16 protein-coding genes are annotated in these 17962 nt (G+C 59.4%); 9 read left to right on the top strand and 7 right to left on the bottom strand.

What is annotated here, in order from left to right; all coding sequences use genetic code 11:
- The first annotated feature begins 3 nt into the window (after positions 1-3).
- The 5 genes from AC3WQN_RS14540 to fabB all read left to right on the top strand — a co-directional run bounded on the left by AC3WQN_RS14540 (position 4) and on the right by fabB (position 6948).
- A complete protein-coding gene (locus AC3WQN_RS14540; RefSeq protein ID WP_103399417.1) occupies positions 4-2127 on the top strand; it encodes a TonB-dependent receptor plug domain-containing protein in 2124 nt (707 codons plus the stop codon).
- A gap of 1 nt (position 2128) precedes the next feature.
- Positions 2129-3058 carry an ABC transporter substrate-binding protein gene (locus tag AC3WQN_RS14535; RefSeq protein ID WP_103399418.1) on the top strand — a complete coding sequence of 310 codons (930 nt, stop codon included), beginning with the start codon at positions 2129-2131 and terminating at the stop codon, positions 3056-3058.
- Positions 3055-4953 (top strand): ATP-binding protein, encoded by a 1899-nt coding sequence (locus AC3WQN_RS14530; RefSeq protein ID WP_103399419.1) that lies wholly within the window; start codon positions 3055-3057, stop codon positions 4951-4953. Before AC3WQN_RS14535 ends, AC3WQN_RS14530 begins: the two co-directional genes overlap by 4 nt.
- A 247-nt stretch (positions 4954-5200) precedes the next feature.
- Positions 5201-5716: a 3-hydroxyacyl-[acyl-carrier-protein] dehydratase FabA gene (fabA, locus tag AC3WQN_RS14525; RefSeq protein WP_103399420.1), complete on the top strand. Its 516-nt coding sequence runs from the start codon at positions 5201-5203 to the stop codon at positions 5714-5716.
- 11 nt (positions 5717-5727) lie between these two features.
- Complete coding sequence (gene fabB / locus AC3WQN_RS14520) at positions 5728-6948, top strand: beta-ketoacyl-ACP synthase I (RefSeq protein WP_103399421.1); 1221 nt, start codon at positions 5728-5730, stop codon at positions 6946-6948.
- 140 nt (positions 6949-7088) lie between these two features.
- Here fabB and AC3WQN_RS14515 read toward each other — a convergent pair whose 3' ends face one another.
- A complete protein-coding gene (locus AC3WQN_RS14515) occupies positions 7089-7553 on the bottom strand; it encodes a DUF3859 domain-containing protein (protein WP_103399422.1) in 465 nt (154 codons plus the stop codon).
- A 190-nt stretch (positions 7554-7743) separates the two neighbouring features.
- Here AC3WQN_RS14515 and AC3WQN_RS14510 point away from each other — a divergent pair, with 190 nt between their 5' ends.
- Both AC3WQN_RS14510 and AC3WQN_RS14505 read left to right on the top strand, forming a co-directional pair.
- Entirely contained in the window at positions 7744-8160 is a 417-nt protein-coding gene (locus AC3WQN_RS14510; RefSeq protein WP_095143801.1) for an OsmC family protein, read from the top strand.
- A gap of 62 nt (positions 8161-8222) precedes the next feature.
- Positions 8223-9095 (top strand): pirin family protein, encoded by an 873-nt coding sequence (locus AC3WQN_RS14505; protein ID WP_103399423.1) that lies wholly within the window; start codon positions 8223-8225, stop codon positions 9093-9095.
- A gap of 561 nt (positions 9096-9656) precedes the next feature.
- Here AC3WQN_RS14505 and AC3WQN_RS14500 read toward each other — a convergent pair.
- From AC3WQN_RS14500 to AC3WQN_RS14485, 4 genes are all read right to left on the bottom strand, one after another.
- The gene (locus tag AC3WQN_RS14500; RefSeq protein ID WP_103399424.1) at positions 9657-10385 is read right to left on the bottom strand and encodes a dienelactone hydrolase family protein; all 729 of its coding nucleotides are present in this window, start codon (positions 10383-10385) and stop codon (positions 9657-9659) included.
- A gap of 243 nt (positions 10386-10628) precedes the next feature.
- Positions 10629-12533, bottom strand: a complete 1905-nt coding sequence (htpG, locus tag AC3WQN_RS14495) for a molecular chaperone HtpG (RefSeq protein ID WP_103399466.1) — start codon at positions 12531-12533, stop codon at positions 10629-10631.
- Between the two features lie 89 nt (positions 12534-12622).
- Positions 12623-13075, bottom strand: coding sequence for a PaaI family thioesterase (locus AC3WQN_RS14490; protein WP_103399425.1), 453 nt, complete (start codon positions 13073-13075; stop codon positions 12623-12625).
- Positions 13072-13548 (bottom strand): PaaI family thioesterase, encoded by a 477-nt coding sequence (locus tag AC3WQN_RS14485; protein WP_103399426.1) that lies wholly within the window; start codon positions 13546-13548, stop codon positions 13072-13074. Before AC3WQN_RS14485 ends, AC3WQN_RS14490 begins: the two co-directional genes overlap by 4 nt.
- A 159-nt stretch (positions 13549-13707) precedes the next feature.
- Here AC3WQN_RS14485 and AC3WQN_RS14480 point away from each other — a divergent pair, with 159 nt between their 5' ends.
- Complete coding sequence (locus AC3WQN_RS14480) at positions 13708-13953, top strand: hypothetical protein (RefSeq protein WP_095143806.1); 246 nt, start codon at positions 13708-13710, stop codon at positions 13951-13953.
- A 159-nt stretch (positions 13954-14112) separates the two neighbouring features.
- On the opposite strand, the gene AC3WQN_RS14475 is transcribed toward AC3WQN_RS14480, so the two are convergent.
- Positions 14113-14850: a DUF599 domain-containing protein gene (locus AC3WQN_RS14475; RefSeq protein WP_095143807.1), complete on the bottom strand. Its 738-nt coding sequence runs from the start codon at positions 14848-14850 to the stop codon at positions 14113-14115.
- A 342-nt stretch (positions 14851-15192) separates the two neighbouring features.
- Between AC3WQN_RS14475 and AC3WQN_RS14470 the strand changes: the two genes are divergently transcribed.
- Positions 15193-16437: an NHL repeat-containing protein gene (locus AC3WQN_RS14470; RefSeq protein ID WP_158248598.1), complete on the top strand. Its 1245-nt coding sequence runs from the start codon at positions 15193-15195 to the stop codon at positions 16435-16437.
- A gap of 90 nt (positions 16438-16527) precedes the next feature.
- On the opposite strand, the gene brnQ is transcribed toward AC3WQN_RS14470, so the two are convergent.
- On the bottom strand, positions 16528-17841 hold the full coding sequence (brnQ, locus tag AC3WQN_RS14465) for a branched-chain amino acid transport system II carrier protein (RefSeq protein ID WP_103399428.1): 1314 nt from the start codon (positions 17839-17841) through the stop codon (positions 16528-16530).
- Positions 17842-17962: the final 121 nt, after the last annotated feature.

Here is a 17962-nt window from a genome sequence, read left to right as displayed (position 1 = left end):
ATCGTGTCTGTTGGCCCTTCCCACCTACGCCCTTCGCTGGCACTGGCACTGATCTTCAGCGATGCGCTGTTGGCCGATGACCTGTTCCTCGACAACGCGCAGTTGCCCCAAGTGCTGACCGCCACTCGCCTCAAACAGTCGCCGGCCGCTGTACCGGGCAGCATGACCGTGCTCGACAGCGAATTGATCAAGACCAGCGGAGCCCGGGACATCAGCGAACTGCTCAGGCTGGTACCGGGGATGATGGTCGGCAATATCAGCGGCAACCAGGCGGTGGTGAACTACCACGGCAGCAATGCCGATGGCGCACGACGCATGCAAGTGCTGATCGATGGCCGTTCGGTGTACCGCGCAGGCCTGGCGACGGTGGACTGGAGCGACATTCCGGTGGCCATGGAGGACATCGAGCGCATCGAAGTCTTCCGTGGGCCGAACACGGTCAGCTACGGTGCCAATGCGCTGATGGCGGTGGTCAACATCATCACCCGCGCCCCATCGGCCAGTCATGGCACGCGACTGAAGGTCACCCGGGGTGAGCGCGGCATCGATGACTGGTACGCCAGCCAAGGCACCGGCTGGGAAACCGGCGACCTGCGCCTGTCGCTGTCCGGCCAGCAGGATGACGGTTTCGACTCGGACCGCCAGGGTGACGATTACCGCGACAGTCGACGCCTGAACCGCTTCAACCTGGCCGTCAGTCAAACCCTCGACGAGCAACAGAGCATTGACTGGCAGCTCAACGCCAAAGATGGCAGCAACCAGCGGCCCTATACCTACCGCCCGGTGTTTTCCGGAATTACCGCTGCCGGCAACAACTCCGACGTGGTCGCCAAGGACTACGCCGGCTCGTTGCGCTGGAACCTGGACATCAACCCCGATCACAGCCTGTACATCCAGGGCTCGGCACAGCACTGGGATCGCCAGCAAACCTGGCGGGCCTGCGACGCCGAGGTGTCGTTCAGCCCGCAGCTCACCGAGCTCTGGCAACTCAATCCCAATTACGCCGAACAACTGGCGCGACATATGCAAAGCTATACCGGGCCTGGCGCCCCCAATGGCACGCCAGCGGAGCAGGCACTGGGCAATCAAGTGCTTGAGCAATGGAAAGCGGGTGCCAGTCAGACCGTCTGCGGCGACATTGACCAGAGTTCCCGGGAATCGCGTTACGACCTTGAGTTGCAGGACACCCTGAGCCTGGCCGATAGCCTGCGACTGGTCAGCGGCATGAATTATCGTTACGACCGAGCCGACTCCGAGACGTACTTCAATGGCACCCTCGATGACACGACCTGGCGAGGGTTCGGCCAACTGGAGTGGCGTGCCACTGAACACTGGCTGCTTCAGGGCGGCGCCATGTACGAAAACTCCCGGCTGATCGGCGACTCCCTGACCCCTCGGGTGGCAATCAATTACCTGATCAATCCACGCCATGGCCTGCGCGCGGTGTACTCCGAAGCCGTCCGCTCCCCGGACATGTTCGAGAACAACGTCAACTGGAGCTATCAGGTGACCGCGCTCAATCCCGGCGCCTACGGCCGGACCAGCGCCCGATACTTCGTCAAGACCCGCGGCCCCGGCGACCTCGAACAGGAACACATGCGCTCACGAGAACTGGGCTATAACGGCTTTTTCGTGGAGTGGGGACTGAGCGCCGATGTAAAGCTGTTCCACGATGAAATCACCGGCATGATCAGTGAACCGCTGCGCAACAACCAATACATCGCCAGCAACGCCAACTCCGCACGCTTCAGCGGCACGGAGGCCCAGCTGGACTGGCACCTGGGCGCTGCCGACCGGTTGCGCCTGACATATGCCTATGTCGACGCCCAGGCCAGCAACCCCCAGGATGAACAACTGACCGCACGCAACAGTGGTTCGGCCGGCTGGCTGCGCGACTGGGGCAACGACTGGAACAGCGCACTGTTCTACTACGGCGATGACGCGCTCAACGGCTACCGCTTCGAGCGCGTCGACACACGGATTGCCAAACGCCTCAGCCTGGGCAAGGCCAGCCTGGAACTGGCCGGTGTCCTCCAGCAACGCCTCGACAATCAACCGACCACCGTTGTCGACAACAACTATGACTCACGCCAGGTGCTCTATTTCAGCGCCGAGCTGGTGTTCTGACATGGCCGACATTCGCAATGGGTTCCGTACCCTGAACAGCCCGGGCCTCTGGGCCGGCCTGCTGTTGCTTGCCTGCCTGATCGCCCTGCCCGTACGAGCGGCCGATGTGCTGTTGACCGCCGACGACGACACGCCTGGCATGCAAGCCTTCACCCACGCCCTCGCCGGGCAGCGGCCCAAGGACCGGGTGCGCTTTGTACCGCTGGGCGAACTGCCCCCACCGTCGCGCATCCCCAGCAGTACACGCCTTATCCTGCTGGACCTGGCCGCCCTGGACTGGCGCCTGCAAGACAGCCAGGGACCGCCGACACTGGTGTTGCGCGTCAGCCGCCTGCAGGCCAATCAACGTGTGGGCGACACCCGACCGCTACACCTGAGCCTGCTCTGGAGCGACCCACCCTTGAGCCGGCAGCTGCGCCTGACCCGCAACCTGTTGCCGCAAGCCAGGCGCGTGGGCGTGCTGTATGGCAAAAACAGCGAATTCCTGCTCAAGGAACTGCATCAGGCGGCCCACCAACTGTCGCTGGAAATCGTCAGCGAACGCTGGGATAACACCAATGACAGCCGCCCCCTGCAGACATTGCTCAGCAACAGTGATGTATTGCTGGGACTCGACGACCCGGACCTGTACAACCCGAAAACGGCCAAGAACCTGCTGCTCAGCAGCTATGGCCAACAGCTTGCCCTGATCGGCCCCAACGCCGGCTTCGTCAAGGCCGGCAGCCTGGCCAGCACCTACAGCGACCAGAGCGACTGGCTGGCGGTCCTTGACGACTTGCTTGACCGGGCACCGGTCAGTTGGCCACGCAGCCTCTACCCGAATCGCTTCAAGGTCGCCAATAACCCGCAAGTCGCGCGCTCCCTGGGGATCGGACAGATAGACTCCGCGGCGGTTGCAACGCAGTTGGCCGAAGGAGAACACCTTCCATGACGTTCCGTCGCCATTGGGGTATCAATACCCGCACCCAGGTCATCAGCCTCGGCCCGGCGCTGCTGCTGACCCTGCTGCTGATCAGCTTCTTTACCTTCGTGCGGATCCAGGACCTGCGCCAGGAGCTCAACCACACCGGGCAACTGATCGCCAACCAACTGGCCCCGGCCACCGAGTACGGAGTGATTTCCGGCAACCGGGAAGTACTCGAAAGCCTGATGAAAGCGACGCTGGCCACCCCTCACGTACGCTTCTTGCAAGTACAGGACAGCGCCAACAATGTGCTGGTGTACGTCGAGCAACCCGATGCCAGCAAAGGGCGCCCACAACAGGTCGAGGTGTTCCAGGCCCCGGTGCGCTTGCAACGGATCCGGCTCAACGATGATTTCCTGCAAGGTCCGCCCCCCACCCCGGGCACTTCCGAAGATTATCTGGGGCGGGTGATTGTCGGCATGTCCAACGATGCCTTCAGCCAGCGGCAAAAGGAGATCGTGTTCAAGGCCGGGATCCTGGCGTTGTTTGCCCTGCTCTTCACGTTCTTGCTGGCCCGCCGCCTGGCCGCCAGCCTGTCGGAGCCAATCAGCGCCATGGGCAACGCCGTCAAGGCGATCCAGCAAGGCGACTACCAGAGGCCACTGCCGATCGTCGACGACGCCGAACTGGGCAGCCTGTCACGCCATATCAACAACCTTGCCGATGGCCTGGAGCAGGCCAGCCGTGAGCAGCATCAGGCCATGGCGCAACTGATCCAGACACGCGAAGAAGCGGAAAAGGCCAACAGCGCCAAGTCCGACTTCCTGGCAATGATGAGCCATGAATTGCGCACCCCCATGAACGGTGTGCTGGGCATGTTGCAATTGCTGGAAACCACCGAGATGACGGCGGAGCAAACCGAGTACGCCGCACTGGCATCGGAGTCCACCGAACACCTGCTCAAGGTCATCAACGACATCCTCGACTTCTCGCGCATCGAGCGCTCGGCGCTGGAGCTGGAACACATCCCGTTCAACCTCGCCGAGCTGATCGGCAGCTGCGCCCAGGCCTTCGCCCACAGCGCCGCGCAGCGCGGCTTGAGCCTTGAACTGAAGTTTCCCGACGGCATGCAGGCCTTGCAGGTCGCGGGCGATCCGACCCGGATCCGGCAAATCCTGGTGAATCTGATCGGCAATGCACTGAAGTTCACCGAACAAGGGAAGATCACCATCGAACCCCAATGGCAATCGCTGGACCACGAACTGCTGTGGTTCACCTGCTCGGTGCGTGACAGCGGGATTGGTATCGCGGCCGAGAGCCTGGAACTGATGTTCAACGCCTTCCAGCAGGCCGACAGTTCCATCTCCCGGCGGTACGGCGGCACCGGCCTGGGCTTGCCGATCGCCCGTACGCTGGCCGAGCGGATGGGCGGCACATTGCGCGCGCAAAGCGAGGAAGGACAAGGTTCGGTGTTTACCCTGGAGGTGCCGCTGGCCCTGTCCCGCCAGGCACTACCGGTACCGGTGCCGCGCACGCCTGCGGGCAACCATCACGGTGAGGGGCGCCATGTGCTGCTGGTGGAGGACAACCCGGTCAACCTCACCGTCATCGAAGCCATGCTGCGCAGCCTGGGGTTTACCGTGAGCATCGCCACCGACGGCGCGCAGGCCGTACACAGCGCCGCAAACCAGGCGTTCGAGGCGATCCTGATGGATTGTCGGCTGCCAACGCTCGACGGTTACGAAGCCACCCGGCAAATCCGCCAACTGCCCGGCTGCGGCGAGCTACCGATCATCGCCCTGACCGCCAATGCCTTGCAGGGTGACCGTGAGGCCTGCTTGTCGGCGGGAATGAACGATTACCTGGCCAAGCCGTTCAAACGCACTGATCTGCAGCAAATTCTGCAGCGTTGGGTACAGTAGTGCAGTGCTTTCGACCATCTGCGACTGGCGTGAAAGGCGAAAGTGCGGCAGTCTTAGGCACCTGCGCAGGCTCGATTTTGGGCTTGAATAATAATTTCAGTGCACAAGTGTACATTCATGTCCCTTGTGCTGTGACTTTCACTACAACGCAATAGTCTATGAGTAGGCTGCCAGTTCAAGGCATGAATGCTTTGACTGGCCGGGAAGATTTGCCCCACCTGCCACATGGGACTATTGAGGAGCTCGCATGACCAAACAACACGCCTTTACCCGGGAAGACCTGCTGCGCTGCAGTCGCGGTGAGCTGTTCGGCCCAGGTAACGCGCAACTGCCCGCCCCGAACATGCTGATGGTAGATCGCATCACCCTGATCAGTGAAGAAGGCGGCAAGTACGGCAAAGGTGAATTGGTCGCCGAGCTGGATATCACTCCGGACCTGTGGTTCTTCGGCTGCCACTTCGAAGGTGACCCGGTGATGCCAGGCTGCCTGGGCCTTGATGCCATGTGGCAACTGGTCGGCTTCTTCCTCGGCTGGCAAGGCCTGCCGGGCCGTGGCCGGGCCCTGGGTTCGGGCGAAGTGAAATTCTTTGGCCAGGTACTGCCGACGGCCAAGAAAGTCACCTATAACATTCATATCAAACGCGTGCTCAAGGGCAAGCTCAACCTGGCCATCGCCGATGGTTCGGTCAGCGTTGACGGCCGTGAGATCTACACCGCCGACGGCCTTCGGGTCGGCGTTTTCACCTCCACTGACAACTTCTAAGGGTTATTCGCATGCGCCGCGTCGTTATCACTGGTCTGGGCATCGTTTCGTGCCTGGGCAATGACAAAGAGACCGTCTCCGCTAACCTGCGTGCAAGCCGCCCTGGCATCCGGTTCAATCCGGAATATGCCGAAATGGGTCTGCGTAGCCAGGTTTCCGGCTCCATTGACCTACCACTCGAAGAGCTGATCGATCGCAAGATCTATCGCTTCGTCGGCCACGCGGCGGCTTACGCCTACCTGGCCATGAAAGACGCCATCACTGACTCCGGCCTGACCGAAGAGCAAGTGTCCAACCCGCGTACCGGCCTGATCGCCGGCTCCGGTGGCGCATCGACCCTGAACCAGATGGAAGCGCTGGATATCCTGCGCGAAAAAGGCGTCAAGCGCGTCGGCCCATACCGCGTCACGCGGACCATGAGCAGCACGGTTTCCGCTTGCCTGGCCACTCCATTCAAGATCAAGGGCCTGAACTACTCCATCGCTTCTGCCTGCGCCACCAGTGCTCACTGCATCGGTACCGCCATGGAACAGATCCAGATGGGCAAGCAGGACATCGTGTTCGCCGGCGGCGGTGAAGAAGAACACTGGAGCCAGTCGTTCCTGTTCGACGCCATGGGCGCACTGTCCAGCCAGTACAACGAGACCCCGGAAAAGGCCTCCCGTGCCTACGACGCCAAGCGTGACGGTTTCGTCATCGCCGGCGGTGGCGGCATGGTCGTGGTCGAGGAGCTGGAGCACGCTCTGGCCCGTGGCGCGAAGATCTACGCGGAAATCGTCGGCTACGGCGCGACGTCCGATGGCTACGACATGGTCGCGCCAAGCGGCGAAGGCGCCATCCGCTGCATGCAGATGGCGATGTCCACCGTCGACGCTCCGATCGACTACCTGAACACCCACGGCACCTCGACTCCGGTCGGCGACGTCATGGAAATGAAAGGTGTGCGTGAAGTGTTCGGCGACAAGGCCCCGGCCATCAGCTCCACCAAGAGCCTGTCGGGTCACTCCCTGGGCGCCGCCGGCGTTCACGAAGCGATCTACTGCATGCTGATGATGGAAGGCAACTTCATGGCAGGTTCTGCCAACATCGACGAACTGGATCCGGAAGTGGCAGACATGCCAATCCTGACCAAGACCCGTGAAAACGTGGCCTTCAACACCGTGATGAGCAACAGCTTCGGCTTCGGCGGCACCAACGCCACCTTGGTACTGAAGCGCTGGCAGGGCAAGTAATACCCCGCCACAACGCCGCACATGAAAACGCCCCGACTGGTTCGGGGCGTTTTTTATTGTCCGGGATTTATCGCTGACATCACTGCCAATGGTGGATTACACCTGATGGAAGCCGGCTGACAGACGAACCCGATATCGATTCAGCGAACCGTGAAGCGTTGCTGGGTCAACAGGCGGTCCCCCTGAAACACCATGAAACGCCACTCTCCCGGCACGATTTCGTGGCTTTCCGTGAACTCGTAGGCCATCACGTCCTGTGGCGCGCCAGGCACCAGTTTTTGCGTCACTTCGAATTTGTCGTGGCGCACACCGTCCGCCGTCCGAATGCCCGGGGTGAAGTACAGCAGAGTCAGCGGCTGCCCTTCGGCCACTTTGCCCACCAGCTGATAACGCATACCGAACTTGGTGCCGAGTTTGGCGGGCACGGTTTCGGTCTGCCGGATCGACTCATTGCTGCGGCGCAATACGCGCTCACCCGATTGCAGTTCGGCCGAAGGCCCTTCAAACACGCCATATTCCACCGGACCTTCAACGCGGACTTCAGCGCTGGCCAAGCCACTGATCAACATCAGCGCCGCCAATGCGCTTAAACGGGTGAGGGACATATCACGCTCCTTGATTGAGATGAGCGCGAGGGTATGACGCTGGGGTGACAGGCTGATGACAAAGCGCGGTACACCTCCCCCCGGCAAACGCCCTTGGACCCTGGCCGCCAAGAAAGTGGAACGCCTCGGTCGCTGGATGTTCTATAACTGCAAGGTCTTTTCCTCCCCCCCACTGATCAAGAGGCTAGCCATGACCGTTATCGTCAACACTGAATCCAGCGAAGGTTTTCGTCACAGCGTCCAGATCGATGACCATCAACTCTTTGCCGATGTCCCCGTGTCCGCGGGAGGCGAAGGCTCGGCGCCCGAGCCACACGACTACTTCGACGCGGCTCTGGGCGCCTGCAAGGCCCTGACCCTCAAGCTGTACGCCCAGAAGAAAGGCATCCCGCTGACCGGCGTCACGGTCGAGGTCAAACACGACAACAGCCAGGAGCAGACAGGGCAATACGCCCTGCACGTCAAACTCACCCTCAAGGGCGTACTCACCGATGCCCAGCGCAACGAACTGCATCGGGTCGCCGACCGTTGCCCGATCCACAAGCTGATGACCACCAGTGAAGTGAGCATCGAAACCCACCTGTCCGAAGGCCCGTTCAGCCAATAGCGGCACGCCCGGGCTGTGCGGGTTATGCTCAGCTGCATCATTCGTACAGCCTGGAATGCCATATGAACACTCCACTCGTCATCCGCCCGCGCGCCGAAGACGTCGAAGGCCAGCCGATCCTGCGCCCGCTGCCTTCGGCCAGATGCCGAAGCGTCGGGCCTTTCGTATTCTTCGATCACATGCTCGAAACGACCTATCCGACCGGCCGCGGCATGAACATCCGCCAGCACCCGCACATCGGCCTGTCCACCCTCACCTACCTGTTCGAAGGCGAACTGCTGCACAAGGACAGCCTGGGATCGGAGCAGATCGTTAGACCGGGCGACGTCAGCTGGATGACCGCCGGCAGCGGAATCGCCCATGTCGAGCGCACGCCCGAAGCACTATGGGGGACCGACTTCACACTGCACGGCCTGCAAATCTGGCTGGCATCGCCCAAGGAACACGAACAAGGCCCCGGCCACTACAGCCACCACCCCGCCGCGAGCCTGCCCGTGAGCGACAACCTCGGGGTGAAGATCCGGATGATTGCCGGAACGGGCTTTTGCCTGGAATCACCGGTTCCAGTACTCTCGCCGACACTGTACGCCGAGCTTGAACTGCAAACCGCAACAACCCTGCTGATCCCCACCGAACATGAAGAACGCGCGCTCTACGTACTCTCAGGTGACGCACAGCTCAATGGCGAAACCGTTCAGCCACTCTCGTTGGTGGTGCTGCCAGCGGGCGAAGAAATGAGCCTGTTCGCCGAAAGCGACTGCCACGCCGTATTGCTAGGCGGAGCGCCGATGGACGGACCACGGCGAATCAACTGGAACTTCGTCGCCAGCGACCCGGTGGTGATCGATGAAGCACGTCGACGCTGGGAAGCCGGGGACTGGCCAACCGTCCCGGGCGAAAATGAACGGATCGAACTGCCAAGTGGCCGAGGCTGAAATCACCACCGGCCAACCCGAGCGCCATGGTCGTCGGACGGACAACCTCATAGACATCAGCCCACCATACTCCAGAAGATGGAGGCTTTTAGCTTCGCTTCGCTCTCCAACCACTCAACAGGCCGAGCGTTAGCTCGCCTGCCGCTCTTGATCTTGCTTTGGCTTTGGCTTTGGCTTTGGCTTTGGCTTTGGCTTTGGCTTTTGATCCACCCGCCCCTTCGGGAGGCCGAACGTAGGCGTTCATCAGGGGGCTGGCGCGTAGCGCCGTTCGGCGCAGCCGAACACATCGAGAGGAGGTCGAGCGAAGCCGACCGGAGGCGATGCCCCCTGAAGAATGCCGGAGTGAGGGAACCCCGAGCCTTGGCGAGGGGCCGGACGCTCGGGGCGAAGACCTTTGCTTCCTTTGGGGCGCTTGCCAAAGGGAGTCGCCGTAAGGGCGAAACCGCCAGCCGCAGTTACCGCAACAACGGATATGTACACCTGCAAAAGAATGGTCGACTGTCAGGCCGCCACCGCGGGCAAGCCAGCCCCCACATGAGCTGACTACCCGCGAACAACCCCTCACCCCTTGAACACTTCATCCAACAGGTTATGCATCGAAGCAAACGCACGACCGGCGACCTTCGCGTCATACATCATCATCCCCGGCACATTGGCATGGGGATCTGTAAAGGAATGCACCGCCCCACCATAACTCAACAACTGCCAATCCACGCCTGCAGCATTCATCTCAGCCTCGAATGCCGGCAACTGCTCCTTGGGCACCAATGGATCGGCGGCACCATGCAACACCAGCACCGACCCCTTGATGTTTTTCCCATCGTTGACGTTCGGCGTATCGAGGGTACCGTGGAACGACACAGCCGCTTTCAATGGCGCGCCGGTACGGGCGAACTCCAATGCGCAGCAACCGCCGAAGCAAAAGCCGAACGTGGCCAGCTTCGACGTATCGACCGCCACCTCGCCCTGGCTCTGCAGCTGTTCGAATGCCGCTTGCATGCGCTTGCGCAGCAATGGACGGTCATTCTTCAGCGGCATCATCGCCGCGCCCGCCTCATCGTTGTTCTGCGGACGCACCGATTGGCCATAGAGGTCCGCGATCAACACCACGTAACCCTTGGAAGCGACGGATTTGGCGATCTCCTCGGCACCGGCGCCGACACCCATCCAGTTCGGCGCCATCAACAGGCCCGGACGCGGACCCGAATGACTGGCATCGAACGCCAGACGACTTTCATACGACTTGCCATCAACCTGATAGACCACGGAACGCACAGTGATTTGACTCATGACTCACTCCCGTAAAGAAACGCCAGAATGAAAAAACCCGCCGAAGCAGCAATGCTGTTCAATTAAGCGAACGCCGACCTTTGTAGGAGCGAGCGCGCTCGCGATGAACTCAAGAACTACGTGGTTACTCAGAAAGTACGCGTAATCGTTAACGTCCATCGCGAGCTAGCTCGCTCCTACAATTGCGACCTCATCACCTTAACTGAACAGCATTGCGCCGAAGCGGGTTTTTCTACAACGCGGTTAAACCGACAGTTCAACCAGCAACTTGTTCAGCCGACGCACATAGGCGGCCGGGTCTTTCAAGCTGTCGCCGGCAGCCAGGGCCGCCTGATCGAAGAGGATGTGCGACAGGTCGCCAAAACGCTCTTCGCTCTGCTCACCGTCGAGCTTCTCGATCAGCGGGTGAGCCGGGTTGAATTCGAAGATCGGCTTGGAGTCCGGCACTTTCTGACCGCTGGCTTCCAGGATCTGACGCATCTGCAGGCCCAGGTCCTGCTCACCGATGGCCAGAATCGCCGGGGAGTCGGTCAGACGGTGGGAAACCCGCACTTCGGCAACGTTGTCACCCAACGCGCTCTTGATCCGCTCAACCAGACCTTCCTTGGACTTGGCGACTTCTTCCGCGGCTTTCTTGTCCTCTTCCGAGTCCAGGTTGCCCAGGTCCAGGTCACCGCGTGCCACGTCGACAAAGCTCTTGCCGTCGAAGTCGCTGAGGTAGCTCATCAACCACTCGTCGATACGGTCGGTCAGCAGCAGCACTTCGATGCCTTTCTTGCGGAAGACTTCCAGGTGCGGGCTGTTCTTGACCTGTGCGTAGGTTTCACCGGTGAGGTAGTAGATCTTGTCCTGGCCTTCCTTGGCGCGAGCCAGGTAGTCAGCCAGGCCTACAACCTGCTCGCCGTCGTCGCCCTGAGTGGAGGCAAAACGCAGCAGGCCAGCAATTTTTTCCTTGTTGGCGAAATCTTCAGCCGGGCCTTCTTTCATGACCTGACCGAAGTTCTTCCAGAAGCCCTTGTATTGCTCAGGCTCGTTCTTCGCCAGTTTTTCCAGCATGTCCAGCACGCGCTTGGTCAGCGCCGATTTCATCGAATCGATGATCGGGTCTTTCTGCAGGATTTCCCGCGACACGTTCAGCGACAGGTCGTTGGAGTCGACCACACCCTTGATGAAGCGCAGGTACAGCGGCAGGAACGACTCAGCCTGGTCCATGACGAACACACGCTGCACGTACAGCTTCAGGCCCTTCGGCGCTTCGCGCTGGTACAGATCGAACGGAGCACGGGCCGGCACGTAGAGCAACGAGCTGTATTCCAGCTTGCCTTCGACCTTGTTGTGGCTCCAGCTTAGCGGGTTCTCGAAATCGTGGGCGATGTGTTTGTAGAACTCCTGGTATTCCGAATCCGCAATCTCGGTACGCGGACGGGTCCACAGGGCGCTGGCACGGTTGACGGTTTCCCATTCAATGGCCGGAGCCTCTTCACCTTCAGCGGCAGCGGCCTCTTTTGGCAACTCGATCGGCAGCGCGATGTGGTCGGAGTACTTCTTGATGATGTTGCGCAGACGCCAGCCATCGGCGAACTCGTCTTCAGCGGACTTCAGGTGCAGCACGATACGAGTGCCACGGTCGGCCTTGTCGAGGGTGGCGATTTCAAAATCGCCTTCGCCCTTGGACGACCAGTGCACGCCTTCGCTCGCCGCGAGGCCCGCACGGCGGCTGAAAACATCAACCTTGTCGGCGACGATGAAGGCGGAGTAGAAACCGACACCGAACTGACCGATCAGGTGTGAGTCTTTCTTCTGGTCGCCCGTCAGATGCTTCATGAAATCGGCGGTGCCGGACTTGGCAATGGTGCCAAGGTGCGTAATCGCATCTTCACGGCTCATACCGATACCGTTGTCTTCGAGGGTGACGGTTTTCGCGTCCTTGTCGAAGCTCACACGGATTTTCAGTTCGGCGCCACCTTCCAGCAACTCAGGCTTGGACAGGGCTTCGAAACGTAATTTGTCGACAGCGTCAGAGGCGTTGGAGATCAGTTCGCGAAGGAAAATTTCCTTGTTGGAGTACAGCGAATGAATCATCAGGTGCAGCAGTTGCTTCACCTCGGTCTGGAAGCCCAGGGTTTCCTTTTGAGTTTCCACGGTCATGGTCATCAAACTCCGATTGGATGGCAGTGGCCGCTCCCTGAAGGGGTGGCGGCGGGATGTCATCAGAGTTGGGGGCACAGAGCCGGATTTCAAGGGCCAGGATGTTCTTCAATCTTGAAATGTCCGCGTGCCGTAGCAATCGGCTCGGCTTCGGTGCTCTGCCACGCGGTTATCGCCACATTGGCCACGCGTCGCCCCTGCCGGCACACCTGGCATTTGGCATAGGTATCGCGAAACTGCCCGGCACGCAGGTAATCGAGGGAGAAATCGATAATTTTCGGCACCCCCGGGGAGCCGGTGAACACCAGCAGGTGCAAGGCCGCCGCCAACTCCATGAAGCCGGCAATCACGCCCCCGTGAATCGCCGGCAATAGCGGGTTGCCAATATTGTCCTTGTTGGCCGGCAGGCGAAAAAGCAGTTCATCCCCGACCCTCGAACACTCGATGCCAATCAGCTTGGCGTAGGGAATCAGGCGCAGCACCGAAGCGTAATCGCCGCGCTCATGGGCCTGCTGCAATTGTGCCTTGAAGTTATCGCTCATTTCGTCTCACCACTGATCACACCGCCAAAGCCCTTGGTGCCTTTGACGCCCTTGCCCATGCGCATGAAGGTCCCGACCACGTGGGCGATCGGTTGTTCGGGGTCGTCCTGATAAGCAAAGCCGCGGGTAAAAATAACGTCAGTCGTCACCCGGTAGCACTGGGCAAAGCCATGCACATCTTTATGAGGCTCGGCCGGATGCATGTAGTCGATCCGCAAATCCAGGGTCGGGCACACCTCGAACTCCGGCAGCACGCACAGTGTTGCCATGCCGCAAGCGGTGTCCATCAACGAGGTGATCGCGCCGCCATGAATCACCCCCGTCTGTGGATTTCCGACGATCTGTGGGCTATAGGGCAAGGTAATGGTCAGTCCTTCGTGATCGGCACTGTGTATGCGCAAGCCCAATACCTGGCAATGACGCAGCGCCGATAAAAACCGCATTGCACGCTCAAAAACGGGGTTTTCTGTCATTCGAGAAAGACTCTTTGCAGTGACGTGGCACAGCCATTGAGGGTGTAAGAAAAAGTTCCCGAAAGAACAAACTTATATATCTGAACGAAACATTGAACTTAACCCATGACGCCGCGTTCGAAAGGCCAACTAGATATTTTCCACAAGGAGAAACACCCCATGCGTAAGACTTTAGCTATTGCCTTGATGTTGACCGCTTCCCTCGGTCTCGCTGCCTGCGATAAAAAATCCGAGGACAAAGCTCAAGCGCCTAACCAACCTGCTGAGCAAGCCCAGCAAAAAATGAACGAAGCTCAGGATAAAGTGAACGAAGCGGCAAAAGAAAACGCCGAAGCCGCCAAAGATCAGGCTGAATCGAGCGTAGAAGCAGCAAAAGAAGCCGCTCCGGAAGCACCTAAGAACTAATTCGGTTTTTAGTGTGACAAAAGAAAACCCGCCTTGTGCGGGTTTTCTTTTGTCCGTAATACAGGCGTGGAGCAGGATCGCCCTGAATACCGGACTCAACATTGGCAGCAACGAACAGGCAGGCTATCCATCAACCTGCCACTTGTGGGGTGTGCGCCATCAAGCCGCCTCTTTGCCCGCCTCAGGCAATGGCGCCTCGGTCGGGGTATAGACCATGACCTCCAGCACATCGGAATGGAACTCCCGACGATACAACACCAGCACTACGCCGGCGCTCATCAACATGAACAACCAGGGGCTGACAAACCAGGCGAGCATGGTCATGCCGAAGTAATAGGAACGTAAACCGAAGTTGAACTGGTTGGCCGCCATCGAGATCACTCGCGCCGCCCGTGCGGCAAACGCCTTGCGCTCCTGCTCGGAAACATGGCGCTCCCCCACCATCGGTGCCGACCCCACCAGGATCGCGGCAAAGTTGTACTGGCGCATGCACCAACTGAACGTGAAGAAGGCATAGACGAACACCAGCGCCAGGCACAGGAGCTTGATCTCCGACATCCCCTGGGAAGCCTGCTGGACCATCGGAATATCCGCCAGCAACGACACCGCCCGCTCGGACGCCCCCAGCACCGTGAGAATACCGGCGAGGATAATCAACGTACTGGAAGCGAAAAACGAGGCATTGCGCTCCAGGTTGCCGATCACACTGGCGTCGGCGATGCGGTTGTCACGCAGCAGCATGCGGCGCATCCAGTCTTCACGGTACAAGTGCAGTACGCTGGCCAGGCACGCGGTGTCACGGCCCTTCCACGATGCATAACGGGTGTAGCCGCCCCAGCAGATGGCAAACCAGAGCGCGGCGATAAGGTGAATCAGGTTGGCGTGGATGAACGACATGCAGGTCCTTGTTTGATTTTGACTGGGGAGAAAGCTTGGCAGCATGGATTCAATCGCAGGTTTTCCACGCAGGGCACACGTACAGATTCGACGTGGCCAGAAGGAAAAAGACACGTTAGAACTTCACTATGCCAGCAACGGCTGCCAAGCAGTCAAATCTGGACAATGAACAAATATCCTTCATGCACGCCAGACTGATATGCGGAGCCTATTAAAAAAAAAGGATCGATAGCTGTCACTTCTAACAGCTATCAATGCAATTCAACGGTGAGTAACTTGAGAGGTCATCCCGTATGAATGCGTTCGCCGGGATTCCACTTCATTTACGCAGCGAGTCCAATCATGTCCCATATCAAAATTGATCCCGTTGAACAGGGCTTTGACCCTGATTTTGCGAATCGCGGTATGTTCTATGAATTTGCTCCTGGTAGTTTGCCCATGCAAATCTTAGGAATCCGCGACGACGGGAAAATCCTGCTCGCGGGGTCCGCAGTGGGTGTTCCCACAGAGCCGGCACTGCTGCAATTTCAACTTGTTCAATTACTTGAAAATGGAGCTCCCGACCCGAATTTCGGAGCCAATGGCATCGTGACAGGAGGCTTCAAGAAAAATATCCACGCAGAGACATATGGCGCTCATTTACTCAATGACGGCAAGACCCTGCTCATAGGTACGCACTACGGCCATTTGGCTCAGTTGGCCTTTGCAAGATTTCTAGCGGATGGATCACTGGACAACACATTTGGAGATGGGGGCATTTACATTCCTCCCCTTCCCAGTGCCTCTGAGCCTCCCCAAGCCCCGGCCGCCCTGGAGAACAAGCGCAACGCCCTTCGTCTCGCTACAGCGATAGGACCAAATGGGGAGCTCGTAACGGCAATCGGAAACAAGGTCAGGCGATATCTCAGCGATGGAAGCGAGGATTTTGAATTCAGTGTTCGACTGAGTAATACCCACGCGGTAGGGGTATCGGCAAGCGGAAGTATTACCGTCGCAGGCATCAATCGAGAACGAAAGGGAACGATTGCTCGCTTCAATGCCGATGGCACTCCGGATCTTGGCTTTGGAGATAACGGTTATTCGATTTTCAGCATTGCCGAGGGCGGCAGTGCGGCGACACTTGTTTACGGCTTGCTTTTACGCGATGACGGCAGCTTATTTGTCACCGGGCTGATGGATACCGATATTTTTGATACAACCGAATCGAAACGAAGAGGAATCCTGGCTGCGCTCGATAGCAACGGCAAACCCAATCGGGTGTTCAACGGTGGTAAACCAGTCGTCACAGAACTCCCTTCCGGTCTGGCCTGTCGATGGAGGGCCATCTCCGCGACCCCAGGAGACCACCTCGTTGTCGTAGGCTCAATAGGCTTGAAAGGCAGCGAAAGCTGCCTGATCGCACGCTATAAGATAAACGGGGAGCTTGATTCCTCATTTGGCGACGGCGGATACCGAGTAACAGATATCGGGTCCGGTCGCGAAGAATGGCTATCGGTGTTGGTACAGCCCAACCAAAAAATCCTGGTATCCGGCGATTGCACGTTCAAAACAGATCCTGCAACGGTGGTCCGCTATCAGGAGACATAACGGCACTCACCAGTAAAAATGCCCCGTATCGATTGATACGGGGCATTTCTGTTTCTACTTGGCCGGCCCGCTCGTGACGAGCCGTGAAGCTTAAGCCAGGGCTTCGCTGCGCTTGCCCAGCATACGGTCACAAGCGACCGCGACCACCAGGGTGAAGACGCACGGCACCAGCCACGCCAGGCCTTGCTCAGCCAGCGGCAGATGCGCCAGTTGGGTCGGCATCCAGTCAGCCAGGCCCGCCCCCTTGAGTGCGTCGATCAAGCCGAACAGGAACGACACCAGCATCACCGGCCCGACAATGCGGCCCTGTTCCAGCCAGAAACCTTTGCAGAAGCTCAAGGCTACCAGCACGATGCACGGCGGGTAGATAGCGGTCAGTACCGGGATCGAGAACGCGATCAGCTTGGTCAAGCCCAGGTTGGACACCACCAGCGAGAACGCCGCCAGGATCACCACCAGTGTCTTATAGGACAGCGGCAGCACTCGGCTGAAGTACTCGGCGCAGGCACAGGTCAGGCCGACTGCGGTGACCAGGCACGCCAGGGAGATCAGCACAGCCAGGAAACCGCTGCCCAGGGAGCCGAAGGTGTGTTGCACATAAGCGTGCAGTACCGCCGCGCCATTGGTCGCGCCGGCTGCCACTTCATGGCTGCCTGAGCCGAGACGGAACAGGCTCACGTACACCAGCACCAGACCAACGCCGGCAATCAGCCCGGCGATGATCGCGTATCGGGTGATCAAGGCCGGGGACTCGACGCCACGGGAACGAATGGCGTTGACGATGACGATGCCGAATACCAGTGCGCCCAGGGTATCCATGGTCAGGTAACCATTGATAAACCCTTGGGAGAACGGCGCCGCGATGTATTCGGGGGTTGCCTGACCAACGTCACCCGCCGGCAACATGAATGCCGCGATACCGAGGACGGCCAGTGCGATGATCTTCAGCGGCGCCAGGAAACGGCCGACCGTATCCAGCAGGCGACCCGGGTACAGCGAGATGAAGAACACCACCAGGAAGTACACCGCACTGTAGAGGAACAGCGCCAGCGGACTTTCGCCAGTCAGCGGTGCCAAGCCCACTTCGAAGGACACCGTAGCGGTACGCGGCGTGGCGAACAGCGGCCCCACGGCCAGGTAGCAAGCAGCAGCGAGCACACCACCGGCGACTTTACCGATCGGGCTACTCAGGGCGTCCATGGCGCCACCGACCTTGGCCAGAGCGATCACGGTAACCACCGGCAAACCCACCGCGGTGATCAGAAAGCCCAGCGCCGCCATCCAGACATGGGGCCCGGACTGCAAACCGACGATAGGCGGGAAGATGATGTTGCCAGCCCCGACGAACAGGGCAAACGTCATAAAACCAAGTGCCAGAATGTCCTGGCCTTTCAACACTTTCATTAAGGAAATACCACACTACTGAATCGGAATTTAGAGAGGGATTTCCCTGAAGGGTGAGGGAAATGCTGCCGGTCCGTTTGGGACTGACCCGTTTAGCGCGCAGCAACCTTGTGGGCCGCAA

The sequence above is a fragment of the Pseudomonas sp. FW300-N1A1 genome, assembly GCF_058789115.1.
This window is presented reverse-complemented; position numbering and strand designations above follow the sequence as displayed.